Annotated in this window: 20 protein-coding genes; 15 read left to right on the top strand and 5 right to left on the bottom strand. The window is 39.3% G+C overall.

The window, feature by feature from the left end:
* Nucleotides 1-34 precede the first annotated feature (34 nt).
* From EOK74_RS05775 to EOK74_RS05760, 4 genes are all read right to left on the bottom strand, one after another.
* Entirely contained in the window at nucleotides 35-1,237 is a 1,203-nt protein-coding gene (locus tag EOK74_RS05775; RefSeq protein WP_133468984.1) for a saccharopine dehydrogenase family protein, read from the bottom strand.
* A 98-nt stretch (nucleotides 1,238-1,335) separates the two neighbouring features.
* Complete coding sequence (locus tag EOK74_RS05770) at nucleotides 1,336-1,875, bottom strand: AAA family ATPase (protein WP_133468983.1); 540 nt, start codon at nucleotides 1,873-1,875, stop codon at nucleotides 1,336-1,338.
* Entirely contained in the window at nucleotides 1,875-2,492 is a 618-nt protein-coding gene (gene pnuC, locus EOK74_RS05765; protein ID WP_133468982.1) for a nicotinamide riboside transporter PnuC, read from the bottom strand. Before pnuC ends, EOK74_RS05770 begins: the two co-directional genes overlap by 1 nt.
* A 102-nt stretch (nucleotides 2,493-2,594) precedes the next feature.
* Nucleotides 2,595-3,497 (bottom strand): 1-aminocyclopropane-1-carboxylate deaminase/D-cysteine desulfhydrase, encoded by a 903-nt coding sequence (locus EOK74_RS05760; protein ID WP_133468981.1) that lies wholly within the window; start codon nucleotides 3,495-3,497, stop codon nucleotides 2,595-2,597.
* A 405-nt stretch (nucleotides 3,498-3,902) separates the two neighbouring features.
* On the opposite strand from EOK74_RS05760, the gene thrA reads away from it, so the two are divergent.
* The 5 genes from thrA to EOK74_RS05735 all read left to right on the top strand — a co-directional run bounded on the left by thrA (nucleotide 3,903) and on the right by EOK74_RS05735 (nucleotide 11,152).
* Nucleotides 3,903-6,365, top strand: coding sequence for a bifunctional aspartate kinase/homoserine dehydrogenase I (thrA, locus tag EOK74_RS05755; protein ID WP_133468980.1), 2,463 nt, complete (start codon nucleotides 3,903-3,905; stop codon nucleotides 6,363-6,365).
* The gene (gene thrB, locus EOK74_RS05750; RefSeq protein ID WP_133468979.1) at nucleotides 6,365-7,360 is read left to right on the top strand and encodes a homoserine kinase; all 996 of its coding nucleotides are present in this window, start codon (nucleotides 6,365-6,367) and stop codon (nucleotides 7,358-7,360) included. The genes thrA and thrB overlap by 1 nt, the downstream gene beginning before the upstream one ends.
* A gap of 89 nt (nucleotides 7,361-7,449) precedes the next feature.
* Complete coding sequence (gene thrC, locus EOK74_RS05745; protein ID WP_133468978.1) at nucleotides 7,450-8,733, top strand: threonine synthase; 1,284 nt, start codon at nucleotides 7,450-7,452, stop codon at nucleotides 8,731-8,733.
* Nucleotides 8,734-8,742: 9 nt separating this feature from the next.
* Nucleotides 8,743-9,396: a uracil-DNA glycosylase gene (ung, locus tag EOK74_RS05740; RefSeq protein ID WP_133468977.1), complete on the top strand. Its 654-nt coding sequence runs from the start codon at nucleotides 8,743-8,745 to the stop codon at nucleotides 9,394-9,396.
* A gap of 121 nt (nucleotides 9,397-9,517) precedes the next feature.
* Nucleotides 9,518-11,152 (top strand): FMN-binding glutamate synthase family protein, encoded by a 1,635-nt coding sequence (locus EOK74_RS05735; protein ID WP_133468976.1) that lies wholly within the window; start codon nucleotides 9,518-9,520, stop codon nucleotides 11,150-11,152.
* A gap of 59 nt (nucleotides 11,153-11,211) precedes the next feature.
* Here EOK74_RS05735 and EOK74_RS05730 read toward each other — a convergent pair whose 3' ends face one another.
* Nucleotides 11,212-12,180, bottom strand: a complete 969-nt coding sequence (locus EOK74_RS05730; RefSeq protein WP_133468975.1) for an integron integrase — start codon at nucleotides 12,178-12,180, stop codon at nucleotides 11,212-11,214.
* A gap of 351 nt (nucleotides 12,181-12,531) precedes the next feature.
* On the opposite strand from EOK74_RS05730, the gene EOK74_RS05725 reads away from it, so the two are divergent.
* The 10 genes from EOK74_RS05725 (at nucleotide 12,532) to EOK74_RS05680 (ending at nucleotide 21,880) form a co-directional block, all read left to right on the top strand.
* Nucleotides 12,532-13,761: a tyrosine-type recombinase/integrase gene (locus tag EOK74_RS05725; RefSeq protein ID WP_133468974.1), complete on the top strand. Its 1,230-nt coding sequence runs from the start codon at nucleotides 12,532-12,534 to the stop codon at nucleotides 13,759-13,761.
* Complete coding sequence (locus EOK74_RS05720; protein ID WP_133468973.1) at nucleotides 13,742-14,563, top strand: hypothetical protein; 822 nt, start codon at nucleotides 13,742-13,744, stop codon at nucleotides 14,561-14,563. The genes EOK74_RS05725 and EOK74_RS05720 overlap by 20 nt, the downstream gene beginning before the upstream one ends.
* A gap of 136 nt (nucleotides 14,564-14,699) precedes the next feature.
* The gene (locus EOK74_RS05715) at nucleotides 14,700-14,897 is read left to right on the top strand and encodes a helix-turn-helix transcriptional regulator (RefSeq protein WP_133468972.1); all 198 of its coding nucleotides are present in this window, start codon (nucleotides 14,700-14,702) and stop codon (nucleotides 14,895-14,897) included.
* A 1-nt stretch (nucleotide 14,898) separates the two neighbouring features.
* Nucleotides 14,899-16,671, top strand: coding sequence for a replication endonuclease (locus tag EOK74_RS05710; protein ID WP_133468971.1), 1,773 nt, complete (start codon nucleotides 14,899-14,901; stop codon nucleotides 16,669-16,671).
* Nucleotides 16,672-16,793: 122 nt separating this feature from the next.
* Nucleotides 16,794-17,771: a PD-(D/E)XK nuclease domain-containing protein gene (locus EOK74_RS05705; protein ID WP_133468970.1), complete on the top strand. Its 978-nt coding sequence runs from the start codon at nucleotides 16,794-16,796 to the stop codon at nucleotides 17,769-17,771.
* Complete coding sequence (locus EOK74_RS05700; protein WP_133468969.1) at nucleotides 17,771-18,859, top strand: hypothetical protein; 1,089 nt, start codon at nucleotides 17,771-17,773, stop codon at nucleotides 18,857-18,859. Before EOK74_RS05705 ends, EOK74_RS05700 begins: the two co-directional genes overlap by 1 nt.
* The gene (locus EOK74_RS05695) at nucleotides 18,856-19,533 is read left to right on the top strand and encodes a hypothetical protein (protein WP_133468968.1); all 678 of its coding nucleotides are present in this window, start codon (nucleotides 18,856-18,858) and stop codon (nucleotides 19,531-19,533) included. Before EOK74_RS05700 ends, EOK74_RS05695 begins: the two co-directional genes overlap by 4 nt.
* 642 nt (nucleotides 19,534-20,175) lie before the next feature.
* Entirely contained in the window at nucleotides 20,176-20,745 is a 570-nt protein-coding gene (locus EOK74_RS05690) for a hypothetical protein (RefSeq protein ID WP_133468967.1), read from the top strand.
* A gap of 89 nt (nucleotides 20,746-20,834) precedes the next feature.
* On the top strand, nucleotides 20,835-21,122 hold the full coding sequence (locus EOK74_RS05685) for a hypothetical protein (protein ID WP_133468966.1): 288 nt from the start codon (nucleotides 20,835-20,837) through the stop codon (nucleotides 21,120-21,122).
* Between the two features lie 68 nt (nucleotides 21,123-21,190).
* Nucleotides 21,191-21,880: a hypothetical protein gene (locus EOK74_RS05680; RefSeq protein WP_133468965.1), complete on the top strand. Its 690-nt coding sequence runs from the start codon at nucleotides 21,191-21,193 to the stop codon at nucleotides 21,878-21,880.
* Nucleotides 21,881-22,001: the final 121 nt, after the last annotated feature.

The raw sequence follows: 22,001 nt of genomic DNA, 5'->3' as shown, positions 1-22,001 counted from the left end.
CAAGGGTGTTTGAAGGTGGGCTCTTTAGGTTTTATTACCTAGCGAATGGGCTGCTGTCACATTCCATTACATGCCATGGTAAGCCGTGTTTATTAAGCATTTCCATGAATGGGTCAGGGTCAAACTGCTCCATATTCCATACGCCGGGTTTTTTCCAGGTACCGTCTAACATCAAGCTGGCACCTATCATGGCAGGTACACCTGTGGTGTAAGATACCGCCTGTGCGCCAACTTCTTCATGACACATAGCGTGGTCACAGTTGTTGTAGATAAAGATAGTTTTTTCCTGGCCGTCTTTAACGCCAGTAATATACGTACCAATACAGGTTTTACCTGTGTAACCATCAGCTAATGAACCTGGATCAGGTAATACCGCTTTTAAAAACTCTAAAGGCACAATTTGCTGTCCTTGAAAATTAATAGGCTCGATACTTGTCATGCCTATACCTTCAAGTACTTTCAGATGTGTAAGGTAAGCATCACCAAAGGTCATCCAAAAACGAGCACGTTTAATCGTTGGGAAGTGTTTAACAATAGACTCAAGCTCTTCGTGGTACATAAGATAAGACGCACGTACACCTATGTTTTGATAATCTAAGTCTTCACGCACGCTAAGTGGCTCGGTTTCTTTCCATTCACCATTTTCGAAAAATCTGCCACGCTGGGTGATTTCACGTATATTGATTTCTGGGTTGAAGTTGGTCGCAAAGGCTTGGCCATGGTCGCCACCATTACAATCTACTATGTCTAGATAATGGATTTCGTCGAAGTAATGCTTAGCTGCGTAAGCTGTGTAAACATTGGTAACACCCGGGTCAAAGCCACTACCCAATAGTGCCATTAACCCTGCTTTTTCAAATTTGTCTTGATAGGCCCACTGCCAAGAATACTCAAATTTGGCCACGTCTTTTGGCTCATAGTTTGCGGTATCTAGGTAATCTACTCCAGTTTCTAAACAAGCATCCATAATAGCCAAATCTTGATAGGGTAAGGCAAGGTTGATAACTAGGTCGGGTTTAACTTGATTGATGACGGCGACGACTTCGCTTGCGTGATCAGCATCCACTGCAAATACGCCTTTTACTCGGTCAATACCTACTTCTTTTTGCAGTGCTTCACATTTTGATACCGTACGACTGGCGAGGTAAATTTCGTCAAAAAATTCAGGTAAACGAGCACATTTTTTAATGGTAACAGCGGCCACACCACCGGCACCAATGATCAAAACACGAGACATAGGGAAATCCTAATAAACAAGGTTAAACAGTAAAAACAGAATGCTATCAGTAATTTGTCAGGGTGCAAGCTGCAATATATAAACAATTATATAAGGCGTTATGTGATGGCTTCTAATTTACTGGGAGTGAGCATTTTTAAAAGCGTTTGTTTTCTTTGCTCAATATCGCCAGTAACCTCAATATAGGGGATCTTATGTTGTTGCATATAGCTGCGATTGAAAGCCTGAAATTCTTGACGGTTGGCATCTCCTGAACGCTCCCAAGTATCGTCATAGGGGATTTCGTCGCCACATAGCACCACCAATGCATAGCGGTTCCAGCAGTCTTTTGCTAGTTGCTCTAACTCTGGCAAAGCTTGTTGATGATAATGCATGGCAAAATGCCACGTGGTAAAGGCACTGGTATCGCAGAGTAAATATTCCTTGGCCTTTTCTGCAGCTTGGTCTTCCCATTGATTTTGCATTTTCGCAATATGTAAGAGTTGCTCTGGGGTTAGGCGGCGATTAACTTGGTGGGTGATCCAATATTCACGGCCATATTCAGGAACTGTTATGGTGTTGAGACTTGTCGCCAAGGCTTCACATAAGCTAGTTTTGCCTGTTGATGGGCCGCCTAAAAATACAATTCTTTTAATCACTAAGTATTAAGTCCTTGGGTTTGATTCGAGTTGTAGCTTTTATACCATTGCCATTGTCCTATGATTGCCATAATTAGTAAGCAAAAATATAAGACTGAGGTTGGAAATAATCCCTTTTGCCAATAAATACCAATTGCAACTACGTCTACGACTATCCAAATAGTCCAATTGAGTAGCTTTTTACGAGATAATAACCACTGTGCTACTAAGCTGGCACAGGTTGTAAACGCATCAGGATAAGGAAAGCTCGCATCAGTGTTATTGCCCATTAAAGTCCCAACTATTGTAGTTCCGACTACTATGGCAATTAACCATAATGCGTATTCTATGGGGGCCCCTTTTTCAACTATAACTTGTCCTGAAGAATCTTGAGCACTACGCCATATCCACCAACCGTAAAATTGAAATCCAATATAAAACACATGTAACACCATATCTGAATACAGTTTTACGTCATAAAAAATCCATGTGTAAATAGTGACTTGAATCAAACCAAATGCAAAACTCCAAATGTTTCTTTTAATCAGTAAATACACACATATGAAACCTGCTATGGTAGCAATCCACTCCAAGGGAGATGCACCAGCAAAGCCGCTAAACCATTCAAGCCAATTCATTTAATGAAGCGAATTCCGTCTTAATTCCATGATAAAGGCGCTATTTGAACGAATATCGCTGCAAATTGAAAGATTTATTTAAACACCTTTGGTTGCAATAACTTAACTTCTCGCACCCTGAAGTCCTCCAGTATGCAGAATTAAGACTTTGGAGTTAGCGGGGAAAAACTCTTCAAAGATAAGCTTTTTTAAGGCAAAGATAAGCTTTCCGCTGTATACAGGTTCAATGGGGATGTGAGTTTGTTTTAGAAATTCACTGCAAAATTCGTTAAGTTCAGTTGTTGATTTGGCGTATCCACCAAAGTGAAAATCATGGTTTATATGCCAGTTATTGAATGCCTGACTGTGTGGTAGTAAAGATGCCACTAGTTCTTCTAAATATCCTTGGCCTTTTAACACCCCTATGCCGAGCACTTGGGTGGTAGGGCTGTAAATAGATACTCCTTCAATTAAGCCTGCTAAAGTTCCGCCGCTTGCAACTGGGGCAATAATATAATCATAAGTTTGCGGTAATTCAGCGATGATGTTTGCTACACCTTGCAGCGCTTGTTGCTGTGAGCCCCCTTCGGGTATTAACAAAGCCTGCGGATACTGTTTTTGCAATTGTTGAATATATTCAATGCTAGTACGCTTTTTGTAGGTCACTCGATCTACATATTGCACATCGGTTTTCCAATCTATTAAGTCTTGCAACATAGGGCTTAGGTTTTTAGAGTAATCACCCCGCACAATCGCTGTAAATTGAATGTTTAACTGATGGCAGCAATAACCTAACGCATGCAAATGATTCGAAAAACCTCCACCAAAACTTACAATGTGCTTGGTTTTTTGTGTTACGGCTTGCTCTAAGGTGTAGTGGAGCTTGCGCCATTTATTGCCAGAAATGATGGAATGTATTTGATCATCTCTTTTAATTGATAATCGAATCTTATTATTTACCCAGTTTGGGGTGATGACTTGCACTGAAGAAGGCGTTTTGATAGTTAATTTTTCAGTTAGATGCATAGGTTATTGGTTGAGCGGTTATCAGCTTTAAAGACAACTAATTCTTACTCACATGGTTATATATACGCAACCTTAAATAGCTTTTAACTCGGTTTTTATTGGGCATTTCAAACATCTGCTATCAGAGTTTTTTTAGCTTTACGTAAAGCGGATATAACAAATAACAAAACAACTGCAGTTGTTGGTTGACATATAGACGTCTATACGGCAAATTGCACCCATGAAAATGAATACTTTAACTACGACCAGCATGATTATTATCACCCTCTACGAGGTGGTCGCTGGCTAGTGCATACGCATTACACATTAAAAGCCCGCAGCCAAAGCGGGCTTTTTTGTTATTAGGCTTTGTGAAAAGCGAATAAAAAATATAAACATAGCTAAGTAAAGATTGAGGAGTACAAAATGAAGGTGTTGAAGTTTGGTGGTTCGTCTCTTGCTGATGCAGAACGTTACTTAAGAGTAAAAGACATTAGTATGTCTTGCCACACCGAAACTGGCGCAGCAGTTGTTTTATCTGCTCCTAAAGGTGTTACCAATGCCTTGTCTTTACTATGTGAAGAAGCTGCAGCTGGCAAAGATTATGGTGAACTGTTTGCTAAGTTAAATATGGTGCTTTTTGGCATTTTAGATGACTTACAAGAGAATGTACCTAATTTCACCTCTACTCAATTAGCTGAGTTTGTTCAGAAAACCTTAAATGAGCTAAATCAACATTTAGAAGGCTTTGCGCTTTTAAAATGTGCTCCAGAGCAAGTAGTGGCTAAAGTCTTAAGCGTAGGCGAATACGTAAGTGTTAATATTTTCAGTGAAATCTTAAATGCCATTGGCCAAAGTAACACGATTATCGACCCAGTTGACTACATCATTGCTGAAGGTGATTACTTAGACAGCATTGCTGATGTATCTGCTAGTAAGGCACGCTTTAGTGATGTTGATTATTCAGGTAAAGATGTTCTTATTATGCCTGGTTTTGTTGCGGTAAATGAAGCAGGTGAAAAAGTCACATTAGGGCGGAATGGCTCTGATTATTCTGCTGCAATTTTAGCTGCGTGTATAGACGCAGAGTGCTGCGAAATTTGGACTGATGTAGACGGTGTTTATAATGCTGATCCTAACCAAGTTGATGGTGCCGTTTTACTTGATAAATTAACCTATCAAGAAGCCATGGAGCTATCCTATTTTGGCGCTAAAGTTTTACATCCTAAAACGATTGGCCCAATAGCACAGCACCACATACCTTGTTTAATTCGTAATACCTTGAACCCGGCCGCTCCGGGCACCCTCATTAGTAATGAAGCGAGTACTAAGTGGACTAGCGTTAAAGGGATCTCTCATCTAGATGACATGACTATGTTTAATGTCGCAGGTCCAGGTATGAAAGGCATGGTAGGTATGGCGAGTCGTGTATTTGAAGTCATGTCGAATGCTAACGTTTCTATCAGCTTGATAACTCAGTCTTCTTCTGAATATAGCATTAGCTTTTGTATTCATAGTAAAGACGCCGATAGAGCCTTGGACTTATTAGAGGATTCATTTGCATTAGAGCTGAGTAATCAACTCCTTGATCCAATTGAAGTGCGTCACGACTTAGCCATTGTTACTTTGGTGGGTGACGGCATGCGTCATTCTAAAGGGCTAGCAGCCAAGTTCTTCAGCTCGCTTTCCCAAGCAAGGGTGAATAACGTCGCGATTGCCCAAGGGTCTTCAGAACGTTCAATCTCTACTGTTATTGAAGCGGCTAAAGCTAAAAAGGCAGTTAAAGTGGTGCACTTAAACTTTTTCTCTAACTTGCATGCTATTGATGCCTTCTTAGTGGGCTGTGGTAGTGTTGGTAAAGAGTTGCTAGAGCAAATATCTCGTCAACAAGCCTCATTATTAGAGCGCAATATCAGCTTAAATGTTTACGGTATTGCCAACAGTAAAAAGCTATTGCTGCAAGCTGGCGGTGTCGACTTAAGTTCTCCTTGGGAAGACTCTTTAAATCAAAGTGAAACACCGTTTTCAACTCAAGCTTTAACTGACTTTGTACATGACAACAGCTTAGTGAACCCTGTTATTATCGACTGTACCAGTAGCTCAGTTATTGCCGAGCAGTACCCAGATATGATGCAAAGTGGTTTTCATGTTGTCACCCCTAACAAAAAGGCAAACACAGCAAGCTATGAATTCTATGAGCTGTTAAGAGAAACAAGTAAACAAACCAATCGTCAGTTTTTGTATGAAACCACTGTAGGTGCTGGTCTACCTGTTATCGATAATTTACAACATCTATTTGATGCGGGTGATGAACTGGTAAGGTTTGAAGGCATTTTATCTGGGTCACTGTCATTTGTATTTGGTAAATTGGACGAAGGGCTAAGCCTGTCTCAAGCTACAGAAATCGCCAAAAAGAATGGCTTTACCGAGCCAGATCCTCGTGATGACTTAAGTGGTATGGACGTAGCCAGAAAACTACTGATTATGGCCCGTGAAGCCGGTATGAAGTTAGAGTTAGAAGACATCACCATTGAGCCTGTATTGCCTGCTTCATTTGATGCTAGTGGCAGTATTGGAGAGTTTATGGCAAAACTACCTGAAATAGACAGTGCGTTTGCTAGTAAAGTTGATGTCGCTAAACAGGCTGGTAAAGTGCTTAGATACGTGGGCTCAATCGACCATGGTAAATGTGTGGTAAGCATCGAAGCGGTAGATGAGTCTCATCCACTGTATATGGTAAAAGAAGGTGAAAACGCTTTAGCTATTCACAGTCGTTATTATCAGCCGATTCCATATGTTATACGTGGATACGGTGCCGGCGGCGCAGTAACGGCAGCAGGTGTGTTTGCTGATGTGATGCGCACTATGCCTTGGAAACAATCAGTATAATGTCAGACTCAAATATGAATAAATCAAAGCTAGTCGCTTATGCCCCAGCCTCAATTGGTAATGTCAGCCTTGGCTTTGACTTGCTAGGTGCTGCACTTAAACCCATTGACGGTAGTTTATTAGGGGATGAAGTTGAAGTTGAAATCGCAGAGCAGTTTAGCTTAGAAGTTAAAGGTCGTTTTGCTGATAAATTACCTCCAGACGCAGATAGCAATATAGTGACCCGCTGTTATCAACACTTTATAAAAGTTTTAGAGCAACAAGGTCACAAGGCGAGTGCGATCCCTGCTTTAAAAATGGTGTTGCATAAGCATTTACCCATTGGTAGTGGTTTAGGATCAAGCGCCAGTTCTATTGTGGCAGCGTTGCATGCATTGAATCAGTTTTTTGCTGAATACTTAGGCAAAGCACCTTTCACTGATAACGAACTTTTATTGGTGATGGGAGAGCTGGAAGGCCAAATTAGTGGCAGTATTCATTACGATAATGTCGCTCCTTGTTTTTTAGGCGGCTTGGTTCTAATGGCCGAACATAAAGACCAAGTTGCATTGCAGTTACCTTGTTTTAAACATTGGTATTGGGTGTCTTGTTACTCTGGTATTAGTGTTTCAACGGCCGCGGCCCGAGACATCCTACCTAAGCAAGTTCCTATGGCTGATACCATTAAGTTTGGGCGTCAATTAGCTGTATTTACGGATGCTTTATATCGTAAAGATGAAGTGCTTGCGGCTGCTATGATGCAAGACGTTATCGCCGAACCTTACCGTAAGTCCTTGTTGCCTAAGTTTGATGAATCTCGAGCGTTTGCTGAGCAAAATGGCGCGTTAGCCTTTGGTATTTCAGGCTCAGGGCCAACGGTATTCGCGGTTTGTGATAATCTACAAAACGCAGAAAAAATTAATCAGTGGTTAACTGACAATTATATTCAAAATGACACCGGCTTTAGTCATATTTGTCAGTTAGACCAAAACGGCGCAACATCGCGTCATTGTTAAAAACCAAACCGTGTCATAAAGGTGCGGTAACAATAAATAAACACCGTAAAAACTGAGTGTGTTGATATTGGAAAACAAAGGTATTAAAAGTGGAACTTGTTAATCTAAAAGATGCGGCAGACCAAGCAACATTTGCAGAAGCCGTAAAAAAAGGCCTAGGAAAAAACCAAGGTTTGTATTTTCCTAAAGCACTACCAAAATTCGAAGACATAGACGCAATACTAGCGATGCCATTTGTGGACAGAAGCATCGAAATATTAAGCACGTTGATCGGTGACGAATTACCCCGAGAAACAGTGGCTAGCATAGTTACAAAAGCATTTGCTTTTGACGCCCCTTTAGCAAAAGTCACTGACAATGTTTACAGTTTAGAATTGTTTCATGGTCCAACTCTAGCGTTTAAAGACTTCGGTGGCCGGTTTATGGCTCAGTGCTTAACCGCTATATCTAACGGAGAGCCAATTACTATATTAACGGCAACATCAGGTGATACCGGTGCTGCTGTAGCCCATGCATTTCATGGTATAGATAACATTAACGTTGTCATACTGTATCCAAAAGGCAAGATAAGCCAGCTACAAGAAAAGTTATTCACTACCTTAGGTGGCAATATTCACACAGTCGCCATCGAAGATGACTTTGATGCTTGTCAGCAATTAGTTAAGTCTGCCTTTGATGACCCAGATGTAAGAGACGGATTACACCTGAACTCTGCAAACTCTATTAATATCAGTCGCTTAGCTGCTCAAGTTTGTTATTACTTTGAAGCTGTTTCTCAACTTTCTGAAGAAGAACGTCAAGACTTAGTGATTTCAGTTCCAAGTGGTAACTTTGGAAACCTAACCGCTGGCTTGATTGCTAAAGTAATGGGATTACCAGTGAAGCACTTTGTTGCTGCAACTAATCTAAATGACACTGTGCCACGTTATTTAAAAACTGGCGAGTGGGATCCAAAAGATACTATAGCCACTATGTCTAACGCTATGGATGTTAGTCAACCTAATAACTGGCCTCGTATTGAAGCGATCATCGAGCAGGGATATCTTGATAAATCTGTTATCTCTGGCGATACCGTCGATGAAGACTATACCCAAGTGGCTATGCGCCAATTAGCGCAACTTGGCTACGTGAGTGAGCCACATGCTGCGATAGCTTATAAAGCATTGACTAGAAAACTTGAAGAAGGCCAAACAGGTATTTTCTTAGGAACGGCGCATCCAGCTAAGTTCAGAGAGACTGTTGAAAACGTGCTGGGTCAACCTATCAGCTTGCCACAGCCATTGGTTGATTGTGCTGGTAAAGAAGGTTTGTCAGCCGAATTACCTGCAGATTATGAAGCCCTGAAAGCCCATTTATTGGCCTTACTTGGATAAACTCAAGTTATGTCAAAGTGGGCAGATGTCTTAGCTCAAGAACAGCAGCAGCCTTATTTTCAAGATATGATTCAATATATTGAAAGTGAGCGAGCTGCTGGTAAGACTATCTACCCACCATCACAAGATGTATTCAAGGCGTTCTCCTTAACTGAGTTTAGCAAAGTAAAGGTAGTGATTTTAGGGCAAGACCCATATCACGGCCCCAATCAGGCTCATGGTTTAAGCTTCTCCGTTTTACCGGGTGTTAAAACACCTCCCTCGCTGGTTAATATATACAAAGAGTTAGCTACAGATATTGAAGGTTTCAGTATTCCAGAGCATGGTTGTTTAAATGCTTGGGCAGAGCAGGGTGTATTACTGCTTAATACGGTTTTAACCGTTGAGCAAGGTAATGCTCATTCACATGCTAAAATAGGCTGGGAGCAATTTACCGGTCACGTCATTACGCAATTAAACGAACAAAAACAAGGTGTAGTGTTTTTATTGTGGGGCAGTCATGCTCAGAAAAAAGGCGCAATGATAGACACTCAACAACATTATATTCTAGAAGCCCCTCACCCATCCCCCTTGTCTGCATATCGAGGCTTTTTTGGATGCCGGCATTTTTCAAAAACAAACGAAATACTGCAACAACAAAATAAAGCTGTCATAAATTGGTAAGTTTAGCGGTCATATCCTCGAAGATAGAGGGTACCCTTAAAAAGGTTTTCGCACTTGCATTTAATGTGTTGGTAACATGGTTATTATTGTTTATTTCTAGTTGATAGATAAGGTCAAATTTATGCGTAAATGGTTCGTAAAAGGTGCAATTGCAGCTTGGCTAGGTGTTATTTTACTGAGTTTTATTTGGCCTGGCTTGTTGTGGTTAGTACTCATTCTATTACCTGTTACGGCTACAGGCATTTACGATATGTATCAAACTAAACATGCCCTATGGCGAACCTTTCCTGTGGTGGGGCGTGGTCGTTGGGTAATGGAGTTTCTCAGGCCGTTTGTTCGCCAATACTTTTTTGAATCAGAGACAGATGGCGTACCCATTAACCGTATGTTTCGTTCAGTTATTTATCAAAGAGCTAAGGGCCAAAAAGACACGGTACCTTATGGTACCAAATTAGACACTCGCCAAGTAGGTTATGAGTGGATAGGTCATTCAATGGCGGCTATTCACCTTGATGCACATGCTATCTACCCAAGGATTAAAATTGGTGGCCCAGATTGCAAACAGCCTTATCAAGCCAGTATTTTTAATGTGTCTGCCATGAGCTTTGGCTCTTTAAGCGGAAATGCCATTCAAGCGTTGAATAAAGGAGCTAAGCAAGGAGGTTTTTATCATAACACTGGAGAAGGTAGTGTTAGCCCATATCATCTCAAACACGGCGGTGATTTAGTGTGGCAAATTGGCACAGGGTACTTTGGCTGTCGTGATGGAAATGGCAAGTTTAGTGATGATTTATTCGCGAAAACGGCCACTAAAGATAACGTTAAAATGATCGAAATAAAGTTGTCTCAAGGGGCTAAGCCAGGTCATGGCGGTATTTTACCGGCAGATAAAAATACTATTGAAATAGCTGAAATTCGAGCAGTCAAGCCAGGAACCAGAGTGGACTCTCCTCCTGCTCACAAAGCGTTTAAAACACCTCTGGCAATGATGCTGTTTATTCAGAAACTTCGTGATTTATCAGGTGGAAAGCCAGTGGGGTTTAAATTATCTGTAGGGCGTAAAAGTGAGTTTGTGGCTATCTGTAAAGCTATGGTTGAAACCAATATCAAACCAGACTTCATTACCGTAGATGGAGGTGAAGGAGGGACAGGAGCCGCGCCATTAGAATACAGTAACTCTGTAGGTATGCCATTGGTAGAGGCTTTAGTGTTTATTCGTGATGTTTTAGTTGGTTTTGACCTTAAAAAAGACATTAAAATTATCGCCAGTGGTAAGGTATTTACTGGGTTTCATTTAGTGAGAAATTTAGCTCTTGGTGCAGATGTGTGTAACAGTGCTCGCGGCATGATGGTGGCGTTAGGGTGTGTGCAATCTTTGGTTTGTAATAGTAATGAATGCCCGACAGGAATAGCAACCCAAGATCCAACTTTAGAAGCAGGCTTAGTGGTTGGAGATAAAGCTTCGCGAATTGCAAGGTATCAAAAAGAAACGGTTCGAGCGTGTATGGATCTTATTGCTTCGGCTGGGTTACGAGACCCACGTCAAATTAACCGTACTCATATTCATCGCAGGGTGAGTCAAACTGAAATTAAACGTTACGATGAAATATATCCAGAGCTAACGGATGGAGAATTATTGACGGAAAATTATCCAACTCGATTTGAACATGAGATGAAAGAATCATCGGCAGAATGTTTTATGCCAAACCAATATGTAATCGAGTGTTATAGCGGCTTAGAGATAATACCAGATTGAGTATATAAGTTTACAAAGTAGACACCTTGACGAGAAAAAATTCGTTGAGGCTTTTTGATTTATAAGTGGCTTAAAGGGCTAGTTACCCCATTGGCTCCTTGCTGCAAAACATGAGTATAAATTTGTGTGGTTTGCACATCTGAGTGTCCAAGTTGGATTTGAACGGTCCTAATATCAGCTCCAGCTTGTAATAAATGGATAGCAAAAGAATGCCTAAACGTATGAGGTGTAATTTGCTTGGTCAATCCCGCAGCATTAACTGCAGCCTTTACTGCTTTCCTAATGCAGGTATGGTGAAAGTGATGTCGTCTAATTTCACCTGTTTCAGGATCATTGCTGAGGTTATGAGAAGGAAATAAAAATTGCCAGGCCAGTGTTTTATTTGCCGAAGGATATTTTTTAGCTAATGCATAAGGCATCCAAACCCCAGAAAATTGCTCATTCTTTAGATCTAACTTCAAGTACTCATCCACTTGTAATATTTGATTTCTAAGGGCAGGAATTAATTCAACGGCTAATGTCACTACCCTGTGTTTGTTCCCTTTTCCATTCCAGACACGAATACATTTGTAGTCAAAATCAATGTCTTGTACCCGTAATTGAATACTCTCCATAACTCGCAAACCACTCCCATACATTAACCCAGCTATTAGATAGTACCTTTTCGTTAATTTTGTCATTAATAGCTTCACTTCGTCTTTAGTCATGACCACTGGTAATTTAGGTTGTCGCTTTGAACGAGCGAAGTTTAGATTTTGAGATAATTCATTTTTAACAATGTGTTTATATAAAAAAGACAAAGAGTTTAATGCCGTTGCTTGAGTGCGAGGAGACACGTTTTTTGTTAATACTAAATATTCGAGATAGATTTCAACCTCAGAATCGCCCATAGAGCTTGGGTGCCGTTTTTGATGAAAATGAATAAATGAGGTAATCCATTTTAAATAAGTTTCAATGGTTCTTAATGAATATTGCCTAGTTAACATGTAGTCAACTATATACTGCAAATATGGAGATTTTGGTTTCATTTTACACATCCAATTTAGCTGTTTATTTATACAGTATAGTTTAGTTTCCCCTATATTTAGGAAAATGCGCGAATCGCGCATTTTTGTGGGATCATAAAAATTTCAAAGTCCAAATTTTTCTTTAGGTAGCAAAGTGTTACTGAATTTGGTAAAAATAGATAAATTAAGAAAGTGCGCGATTTGTAAATAGAAAAATGCGCGGTTCGCGCACTATTAAATTGTTTTATTTTCCTCCTTTTGACCTTGTTTTAATATGTTTGAATATCTTCTAAGTGGCTTAATTTAATTGGCTTTAGTCCATTAAGTACGTTTTAATGTGTAGACATTAGTTTTAATTAAGGTGTCTACACTGTGTCTACCAATAAAATAAATAAGTCTTTTGTAGACAAGATAACACTGCCTGAAACAGGGCAGGCCATATACCGAGATAATGAGTTAAAAGGGTTCGGGTTAAGGGTTACTGCTGGCGGGGCAAAAGCCTTTATTCTAGAGAAGCGTATTAACCGCAAGGTGAAACGAATTACTCTTGGGAAGTATCCAGAAATTACAGCGGAAAAAGCCCGTAAGATTGCCTTGGAGTATTTAGGCGAAATTGCAACGGGTATCAATCCCATTGCTAAGCGTAAACAACAAGAAGCGCAAGGCATGACACTCTATGATGTATTTCAAGAATACAAACTTGTTAAAAATGACCTCAAGCCTAAAACATACGCTCAATATGAGATGTACCTAGATGGTGAGCTAAAAGACTGGAAGAATAAGCCACTTTCTTCCATTACGAAGGACAGTGTTGTTAAGCGACATAGTGAGCTTAAGTCTAAATTAAGCCCTTCTTATGCTAATAACGTGATGCGTGTACTAAGTGCTATCTTTCGTTTTGCTAATATTCAATTTGAAGATGATAGCGGTAATAGTTTATTTCCCGTTAATCCTGTAGAGCGTATAAACCAATTAAAAGCGTGGGCCAAAGAGCCAAGACGGCAAACTGTGATTAAACAGCATGAGCTTGCAAACTGGTATCAAGCGTTGAGTGATATGAAGTTTAATTCAAGTTTGGATCTCCATCATACTGCATCTGACTATATGTTATTTTTATTGCTAACTGGTCTAAGACGTAATGAAGGTGCGAAGTTACTCTGGGAGCATGTAGATTTTGAAGATAAAACATTTCATATTCCAGACACCAAAAACAACGAGCCGCTAACCCTACCTTTTAGTGATTTAATCGAAAGCATTCTGCTGTATCGCTTACGTTTCAAAACAAATGAGTATGTATTTTCTAATCGAAGGACAGGATATCTTGCCCATCCGAGCAGAGCGTTAAAGTACCTAAAAGAAACGTCCGGTATTGAATTCACTTTTCATGACTTAAGGCGCACGTTTATTACAGTGGCCGAATCATTAGATATATCAGCTTATGCTATAAAAAGCTTAGTGAATCACAAGTCTGGTGGCGATGTGACACAAGGCTATGTTATCAACAATTTAGACAGGCTAAGAGAGCCTATGCAGCGCATTACTAATTTCTTTATTGAGCATGCAAACATTCAGGAAGAGCACTATGTACCAAAAAACAATTAAACTCAGTCCGAGCCATTTAATTAATAAGGAAAAAACTAAAGGTAATATTAGCTCTATTTTTGACCGTAAAGGCTATGCGCCATTAGATTTTACGCCCTTGAAAGAAGAGTCTGACGCAACATACATGGCAAGAGATATTCTCTCTTCTCGCACTAATGCTGCGGTGATACGTATTGCTCACTCAATTGATTGGATGAAAGCAATTGGAAGTCACTTTGCATTTGAGTTAGCCAAAATGCAGCTTAAAGACTCTCAGCGACAATCTTTTTATTTAACCGATGGGCGATGTATTTATTTGCTGCTTAACTATTTTGACTTAACGACTATTAACGTTAAAAAGTTGAGGTGGTGTGAGGTCTTTGCCACATTGGTTTTGATGCATAGCGCATCCATTAAAAGTATGACTCACGATATGACTTTAAAAGCCGGAGAGAGTGAGCTCTCGAAAGCGTTGAAAGAAAACATTCCTCACGTTATTGCTGAGTGTCGCAGCGAAATACTAGATAGTATGGCGAGAGCTGAGTGTTTGTTTGATGAAAGAGAGCAAGTCACCAGTAGCGGTAAAGCCGGAGGTAGTGCAAAAGCTGAACGAATAATGCCGTTAAAGGTAGAGGTTATTCAACGGTATCTTAAAGATTGCACTTCTTTTTCAAATAAGAAAGCAGGGACCATTATTGAAGCTGAATTAAACAGTGAGGCCAGTCCCTTATTAGTTTTATCTGATGCAGAAGAGAAGAACCTTCAATTTTCAAAATGGATAGGAGCGTTTAAAAAAGGGAAATTAATACTGCCTATTCCATAGCAAAAAAAATTCCTCTACCCCCTAGAGGAATTCCTCTACCCCCTAGCGGCATTCCGTTTTATTCAAACATAAGAAAAGATACACCCTGTTTTTAAATGAAAGGCGTAATTAAACGCTGAACAAGCAGAGGTGTACCATGATTATCAACTTACTTAATACCCAAGAAGCGGCGAAGTTACTATGCGTCAGTGAAGCGTTTTTAGAGCGTGACCGCTGGGCAGGTGCCAGAATCCCATTTGTAAAAGTGGGGGCAAGAGCAATTCGCTATCGCATGCAGGATTTAGAGCATTACATTGAATCTCAGCTCACTTATTCAACTAGTGAGGTGAGTTAGAATGGCTCCCCATCCAATAAATGAAAAGCCTCTTAACGTAACGACAGAAAAAAACTCACTTGAAGCTTTCCCTGTTCAACATGAGCCTCAAAGTCCGTTAACGACTATCGAGCCGTTAACGGGATTAAGCTACCAACTTGAACCCGTTAACGATAATGACAAGCAGAAGCCAAATGATATTCAGCCCATTAACGAAAAAGGGGCGGTGTTTGCTCAAACAGGCTCGTTAATGCTGGATTCGTTTAATACTGAGCACAGAGATGATAAGACGTTCGTTAAAGAATGCTTAAAGCTCATTCCATATATTTTGCGTCATCGAGTGAAAGCTCAATATAACCGTTTACTAAAAACGGGCGTGAAGGGACGCTTCAACGCTAACTCATATATACGGGAACTGGCGGAGTTTTGCCGCCCGTTTCATGCTGTTAAAAGCATGACGGATGACCAAATTGAAGAATACGCTGATAACCGTTCAATGGAGTGTTATTCAGTGGCTTCTAATATGCTGCATGACGACGAGCCTATAGAAGAAGTCTTAAAAGTACTTGAATCAATTCAGCGCCAAAACAGTATTACCCCACGAAAAGGCAAGTTCATTCAAGGTGATATAGCCCGTTACACCTGTTTTAAATATTGGAATAAGAAGTTACATAAAGTCAAAGCTAGAGCGATTGAGCAAATAGCGCGTCATATGGGGGTTATTAATGCCCATAGCCAAATTTACATTACTGATTACAACCTTCGAACAAGACGAGAGATAAAACGCCGTACTAAGGTATTTTTAGAAAGTATGGAAATGGTAAATGAATGTGGTGACACACTAAACCTTAAAGAAGCAAGTGATAGTAATGTGTCTAATCCTGTCAATAAGCGCAATGAGTTAATGTGCCGTTTGAGTGGCATGGAAGCATACGGCAATCAATTTGGTTATCAGGCAACGTTTATTACTATTACCGCTCCATCTCGTATGCATGCTGTATTAAGGAGCGGAAAGTCTAACCCTAAATTCGACGGCACTAGCCCGAGTGAAGCGCATAAATTTTTAAGTAGGCAGTGGGCAAAAGGAAGAGCTGCTTTAGCTAGAGAAAAGATTGATTATTTTGGGATGCGAGTGGTAGAGCCTCACCATGATGGAACACCACATTGGCATTTACTTGTTTTTGTAAAACCAGAGCAGAGAGTCATATTAGAGTCTACGCTACGAGATTATGCATTGGAAGTTGATGGGGAGGAGGCAGGCGCTAAAAAGCATAGATTTACAGTCGAACTCATTGATAAACGAAAAGGCTCAGCCGTAGGTTATATCGCCAAGTATATTGCTAAAAATATCGATGGGCATGGTGTTGATGAAGACCACTATGGAAAGCCTGCAAGTGATTCAGCTGAAAGAATATGTGAATGGTCAGGTTTGCATGGGATACGTCAGTTTCAACAGTTTGGCGGTCCTTCTGTTACCGTTTGGCGTGAAGCTAGACGTATCGCTGTGAGTCAGTCAGATGATGATACAGTTTTATCTGTATTGTGCGCCGCTGATAGCGGTGATTGGTGCGCTTTTATGCAGGCAATGGGTGGTGCAAATATCAAGCGGGCAGATTGTCCTGTTTCTATTCATAGGGAGTTCATTGAGAAAGAAGGGCTGTATATAGAGCCTATTGGATATGTTGTAAAAGGATTGTGTTGTGGTGGTGAAATCTATATAAGCCGAGAGCATGAATGGACGGTAAGAAAAAATCGTGGTGCGCAAACTTTGGCTCTTGGCGAAACCGAAGGTTGAGTTCCCTAGGAGTTCTGTAAATAACTGTACTAATTTATTGATAATGCAGAAATATCCCATTGCTAATTGACTAAATTACTGAGAGTATTTTTATACGCACAATAATTATTCAGGGAAGACCAATGTCTGAGACAATCAACACATCTTTTGCTGCCAACGCAATATCAGAAAATATTTTTAATACATTTAAGTGGGATCTCCATGAATTACATGATCAAAACTTCGCATGTGCGTTTAGTGAGCATAATAAGAAAACACATCCATGTGATTGTGTTTTTCACTATGTTGATCCTTATACTGGAAAAGACCTTTATTTTAATACTGATTTGAAAAGTTATGCCAAAAAGTCTATAACGGCATCCACAATTAAAACTGCTCTAGATAGTTTAGCTATGTCTATTCAATGTGCTGCTGTATCTGAAAGTTGGCAAGATGCTTACTTAGTGCAAAGTAGTAATCTTGATTATGAAGTTAGAGGTTTTCTATTTGTCTACAATCACGACAATAGTTATTCAAATGATTTTCACGAACAATTTTCAGAAATTAATTTAACAACTTTTCCCATTGCTAAAGGGAATCTAATTCACTTTATGGGCCCCAAACAAATTGAAGATTGCTTTTCAATTGCATGCGATATCAACATATGTATTGGAAAGTTTGGGATACAAAAATATACCTTTTGGTATCCTGATATGATGATGCACAAAGTTAAACATGGTGAATACTGGGAGCAACCAGCTACTATTGAGCAACTATCAAGCCCGATTTTAATAACCAAATATCAAAAACATGATGGTCAAACAGGGTATATAATTTACTACAAGAGATCTGGAAGCGAAATAGACGAATTTGTATATCTGATAGATATGCTATCTCATTATCAGATTTTATCTGAAGAAATTCACATTACACTGAAATTTATTGGTCAAGATAGAGATGCAAATATAATGGCTACCTTCAAAAATGCCAAGTTAAAATATATGCAAATCTGGAATATGGATGAAGTTAGAGAAAAGCAACTTAATCTAATAGTACCGGAGAGAGTTACAAGGTTTACAGAGCATTATAATATCGGTGAGTTAGGTTGGAGTGAAAAGTAATGAAAACCCTAAAATACGGCCCTTCAATATATTTTTACCATGATAAAGCAATTTTCGATGGCTTATCACAAAACCAAGTCACTAAAGCAAATATTTTTTCATTACTATTTCAAAAAAATGTCCTTTTTTCATCTTTAGAAGTAAAAGATGATGCCTCCTTCTATTTGTCTAGTTACATGTTTGATTACTACGATAAAACTAAGTTAGCTGAATTTTTATCTGTAAGTCCCAGAAGAGAAAATATTTCCTCTACATCTATTGATAATGCAAATGATGACGGACAAATGATTTTGGATGAAACGAAGGTTAAAAATTGTTTAGATATAATAAAAACAAAAGTTTCTAGTAAAGGCGACTCAAATGCAAAAATAGTTAAAAAATCAGACTCTTTTATCTTAGAAGTTAACTATAAAGATTACGATCTTACTAAGCCTGAAATGAGACAAGTTGTCCCTAAAACTTCTCTCATTGAAGTTGAGTTCAGTGGAGGGGAATTAAACCTACGCTCTCCCGCAAACGATTTTTCCATGGGGCTAGTTTCAGAGCTAAAATTGCAGTTAAATTCTATTGCGGGTAAAAACTTAAAACAATTCTCTATAGATTTATCCGGCGTATCAAAAGCGTCTCAAGTCTCAGATTTTTTTAGAAAACTCATTTCCAATATCGATGATTATAAACTTTATGATGTTACTAATGTAAAGCTACATCACCCAGAGATAGAGGGCGATGATGATGCTATTACTAGTCGAATAAAGAAAGCAATGTTACATGGTGAGGGGGTACTTTCTTCTCCAGAGCTTAAGTCACTATTTGAAAGGGGGTTCTATGTATCCCATATTCAATGGGAATCTCTTGAGGTAGGAACGGCTTCAGATAAAGTTTCATTTGAGGCATCACTGAAAAATCCAGAAGAAAAAAATGGTTTTACGTACCAAGTTCGATTCATAAATAGGTATAGTGAAAGAACAAAGAATTTTGTGCAGAAGAGTGATGCTCCAAGTAATTTAGAAAAGAAACAATTGCATAAAAAAATTGAGTCTGCTGCTCGAAATGCTTATCAAGCAATATTTTCTCAGGATATAACGTGAACCGAGTACAGTGGTTTAAAGCATCTTGGCAATCCCCAAGAAGCTTAAAACAAAGAATGTTAACTTCTCAATACACCAGTGAAATAGGTGAGGGGTTTATATTGAACTCCGCGACTCTAAACTCTATATCAGGTAGGTACGTAAACTCCAATGTGATTGTAGAAGAGATTAGAGACCCATTTGGTAGAGTCGAAATGAGTGAAAGGAAAAATTTTGAATATATAGACTTTGTATTTAGTGGTGAATCTTTTCAATTAATTGAAATCATCAATCCAGGAAGGTGTATCAGAAAGTTTGTAACAGCAATTTCCCAGTTAGATAGTTTTGGTGTAACAATAGAAAAATTTGAAATTTCTCCAATTGATTTTCTTTGTAATATAGAAAGTTTAGGTGTTTCAGTTCTTTTTGCTAAGCAATTAGAGTTATCTGACATTGGTGTAAGTGAAGGTATTTCTGCAAAAATGTGTTTAAAAGGGAATATTGATATTAAGGACTATAGCGATTATCTAAATTTACCTTCGGACCATTGTTTGACGAAGCTTTTAGTCGCAGTGAAATATGCAGGGTTTGCTGGTGATATTGAAATCTCTCGCAGAGCCAAAATTAAAATTGATAAATCATTTTCACCAATATTAATGCCAGTTATTTCGGATTTAATGTTAAGCACTATCTAGAAGTTCTATTCTGTTAGAGATTGCAGTGCTACATTGTGTCTACATATTTTTTTATTTTTAATTAAACTTTTGTTTTTAAAGGGTTTTATGGTTTATTATTTCTAATAAATTGTTATGTGTAAGGGATAAATAAATACAATGGAGAAAATATTTTGGCTATAAGAGTGCTGGGAATTATCGTAGGTTTGCTTTTTGTAGCTCTATCTCCGTTTATGGCATATTACGGTCAGGAAACTCTAACCATGTGCCTATCTATATTTATTCTAGGGGTTTTGTTTTTAGTTTACGGTGTAAAAGGCAATCAGGGCTTGCTCAAAATACTCCCTAAAAATACTAATCTAAAACTGTGGTAATTACACATAACAAAAAAATTATAATGGGAATTTTACTCGCTGAAAGAGCGCTCCTAAAATCCCCATATTTAATNGTTGGAAACCCGATGTCGATGAATTAAATAAAAAGTATATGCATTTGCTTGGGGAGCTTTATGTATTCTCAAAGACTGTACAAAAAGGCAACTAACAAGTTGCCTAAGTTCGCCGCAAAAAGCGCGGCTGGGACAAATGCTCACTGGGCTTCGCCCAACAATGTTCGCATTTGCCCCTTGGCAAAGCGTTAGCTTTAAAGGAGAATTTCCAGAATATGGATAGAAAAATAATATTAGGTACAGTTACAGCATTGATGGTGTCTGCATGTAACTCGACGCCTGAAAGCAATGTTACAAATTATGAAGCCGCAGGTAACCTCGAATCCCCTAAACCAGCAGGGTGTGTCTCTGTAGGTAAATTATCGAACAAGCAAAATCCTGTGGATATATTTACTGGTCTAGACGCTTGTTTGACTCAAAAAGACTACTCAAATGCAGCTGAGTTATATTTTGCGGGTATGTCTTACGGTTTTTTTGATACCAAACGTGTATCCGATAAAACGTCACATCAAGCAATTAGCGTGCTGCGTATGAACTTATTTGGCAGTCAACCACAAGATGTTATGGATAAATTACAAGTAGCTCTAACGAGCATAACTACTGATAACACTGCGATCTGTGAAAGCCTATCTAATTTAGGAGCGCCTGCATATAAACCCACCTATATGATTCAACACGGTATGGGGGCATTTACTGGTCAAAGTACCAAAGATGGCCTAGTTGAAAACTTTGACTCTGGAGCTGCTTGGAAGGATGCTTTATCAACAATTGCGAAGTGTGTTTAAAGCTAACAAGCCAAGTCAGCGGGAATTTTACTCGCTGAAAAACACTCATAAAATCCCCTGCTTGGGGCGTTATGTTTACTAGAAGCAGCATGAAGCATTATAAGTATGAATCTAAAGGGAATACTCAGGGTTTGGAAGAGAACATTGTATGTTATTGGGAAATCAATGAAGCTGGTTTTATTGTAAGGTCAATTGAAGTGCTTGACGATAAGACCATACTAAAATATTCCGAAAAACATGAAGCAGACTCAATGGGGCAATTACCCGAAGGGCAGGTCACCCAAGATAACTTAAATGACAGCACTTTTGGGGTTTGTACTGGATTGTCAAAAGACCAGTTTGAAATGATTTGGATACAAAATGCGGAAAATTGTTGAACGCAAACATAACAAGTGCATCATGATGGGAATTTTACTCGCTGGAAAAGCGCTCCTAAAATCCCCATATGCAAATCGTTAAAAGTCATATGAAATTCATACCACTATTTATAGTTCTACTTTCCCCGGTGATAGCAAAAGCAGAGGAATTTAAACTCGTGCTTATGCTAGGGAAAATCGAAGAAGTAAGAATTAAAGCTGAGCACCCTAAAGAAACTAAGAGTGCTGAAGTAATGCTAGATCATTCATGTGGAAGTGAGGTCGTTACCTTCAGGGTGGATAAGTATTTGATGGGGGCCGGTTCTAAAGCGCGGAAGTTTAGTCGCGATCTTGCTTCCTATAACTGCCAGTCTAGCTGGGATGGCATGCCTGTTTCGCCTTCTATAGCTATGTTATCTCAGTGGCCAACCTTTGAAATATATCGAGGTACCATCCGGCTGACCGAGACAGCCGAAGGTCTGCAAGTGGTAGATTATATTCCTGAGCTACTCTCTGTTCTTTCTATACACGGACAAAAAGATCATAAGTTATTTTTGGTACCGCTTAAAGAGCCGATTGTTCGGATGCAAGGCAGTGATCAAGGTGCCGATAAGCTTAAATACCTTTCTTCACTTGGGGTAATTGAGTACAAAGAAAAAGAGATAGATCTAAATGAAAACTGTGTTTCGGGTTGCGAGAAAGGCAATATCATCAAGGTGTATGAAGTTACATATAAAAAGGGTATTCCGCTTGGCAAGTTACGAGGTAAAAATTTTTAACAAAGCAATCAACCGGACTCCGCATTGCGTGATTCGTTACACTCACTTTACCTCGCAATGCTCCGCTCGGTTATTGCGGGGTTATGCATTGAGGGATAAAGATGCCGATTGATGAGATAGG

It is taken from the genome of Paraglaciecola marina (assembly GCF_004360155.1).
Taxonomy (GTDB): domain Bacteria; phylum Pseudomonadota; class Gammaproteobacteria; order Enterobacterales; family Alteromonadaceae; genus Paraglaciecola; species Paraglaciecola marina.
The sequence above is the reverse complement of the archived record's forward strand: the minus strand, read 5'-3'. Positions and strand labels throughout refer to the sequence as shown.

Bases quoted from the DNA above. Each gene is read 5' to 3' on its own strand.
- EOK74_RS05775 (WP_133468984.1), bottom strand. From the start codon at position 1,237: ATGTCTCGTGTTTTGATCATTGGTGCCGGTGGTGTGGCCGCTGTTACC.
- pnuC (WP_133468982.1), bottom strand. From the start codon at position 2,492: ATGAATTGGCTTGAATGGTTTAGCGGCTTTGCTGGTGCATCTCCCTTG.
- EOK74_RS05760 (WP_133468981.1), bottom strand. From the start codon at position 3,497: ATGCATCTAACTGAAAAATTAACTATCAAAACGCCTTCTTCAGTGCAA.
- thrA (WP_133468980.1), top strand. From the start codon at position 3,903: ATGAAGGTGTTGAAGTTTGGTGGTTCGTCTCTTGCTGATGCAGAACGT.
- thrB (WP_133468979.1), top strand. From the start codon at position 6,365: ATGTCAGACTCAAATATGAATAAATCAAAGCTAGTCGCTTATGCCCCA.
- ung (WP_133468977.1), top strand. From the start codon at position 8,743: ATGTCAAAGTGGGCAGATGTCTTAGCTCAAGAACAGCAGCAGCCTTAT.
- EOK74_RS05735 (WP_133468976.1), top strand. From the start codon at position 9,518: ATGCGTAAATGGTTCGTAAAAGGTGCAATTGCAGCTTGGCTAGGTGTT.
- EOK74_RS05730 (WP_133468975.1), bottom strand. From the start codon at position 12,180: ATGAAACCAAAATCTCCATATTTGCAGTATATAGTTGACTACATGTTA.
- EOK74_RS05720 (WP_133468973.1), top strand. From the start codon at position 13,742: ATGTACCAAAAAACAATTAAACTCAGTCCGAGCCATTTAATTAATAAG.
- EOK74_RS05715 (WP_133468972.1), top strand. From the start codon at position 14,700: ATGATTATCAACTTACTTAATACCCAAGAAGCGGCGAAGTTACTATGC.
- EOK74_RS05710 (WP_133468971.1), top strand. From the start codon at position 14,899: ATGGCTCCCCATCCAATAAATGAAAAGCCTCTTAACGTAACGACAGAA.
- EOK74_RS05705 (WP_133468970.1), top strand. From the start codon at position 16,794: ATGTCTGAGACAATCAACACATCTTTTGCTGCCAACGCAATATCAGAA.
- EOK74_RS05700 (WP_133468969.1), top strand. From the start codon at position 17,771: ATGAAAACCCTAAAATACGGCCCTTCAATATATTTTTACCATGATAAA.
- EOK74_RS05690 (WP_133468967.1), top strand. From the start codon at position 20,176: ATGGATAGAAAAATAATATTAGGTACAGTTACAGCATTGATGGTGTCT.
- EOK74_RS05685 (WP_133468966.1), top strand. From the start codon at position 20,835: ATGAAGCATTATAAGTATGAATCTAAAGGGAATACTCAGGGTTTGGAA.
- EOK74_RS05680 (WP_133468965.1), top strand. From the start codon at position 21,191: ATGCAAATCGTTAAAAGTCATATGAAATTCATACCACTATTTATAGTT.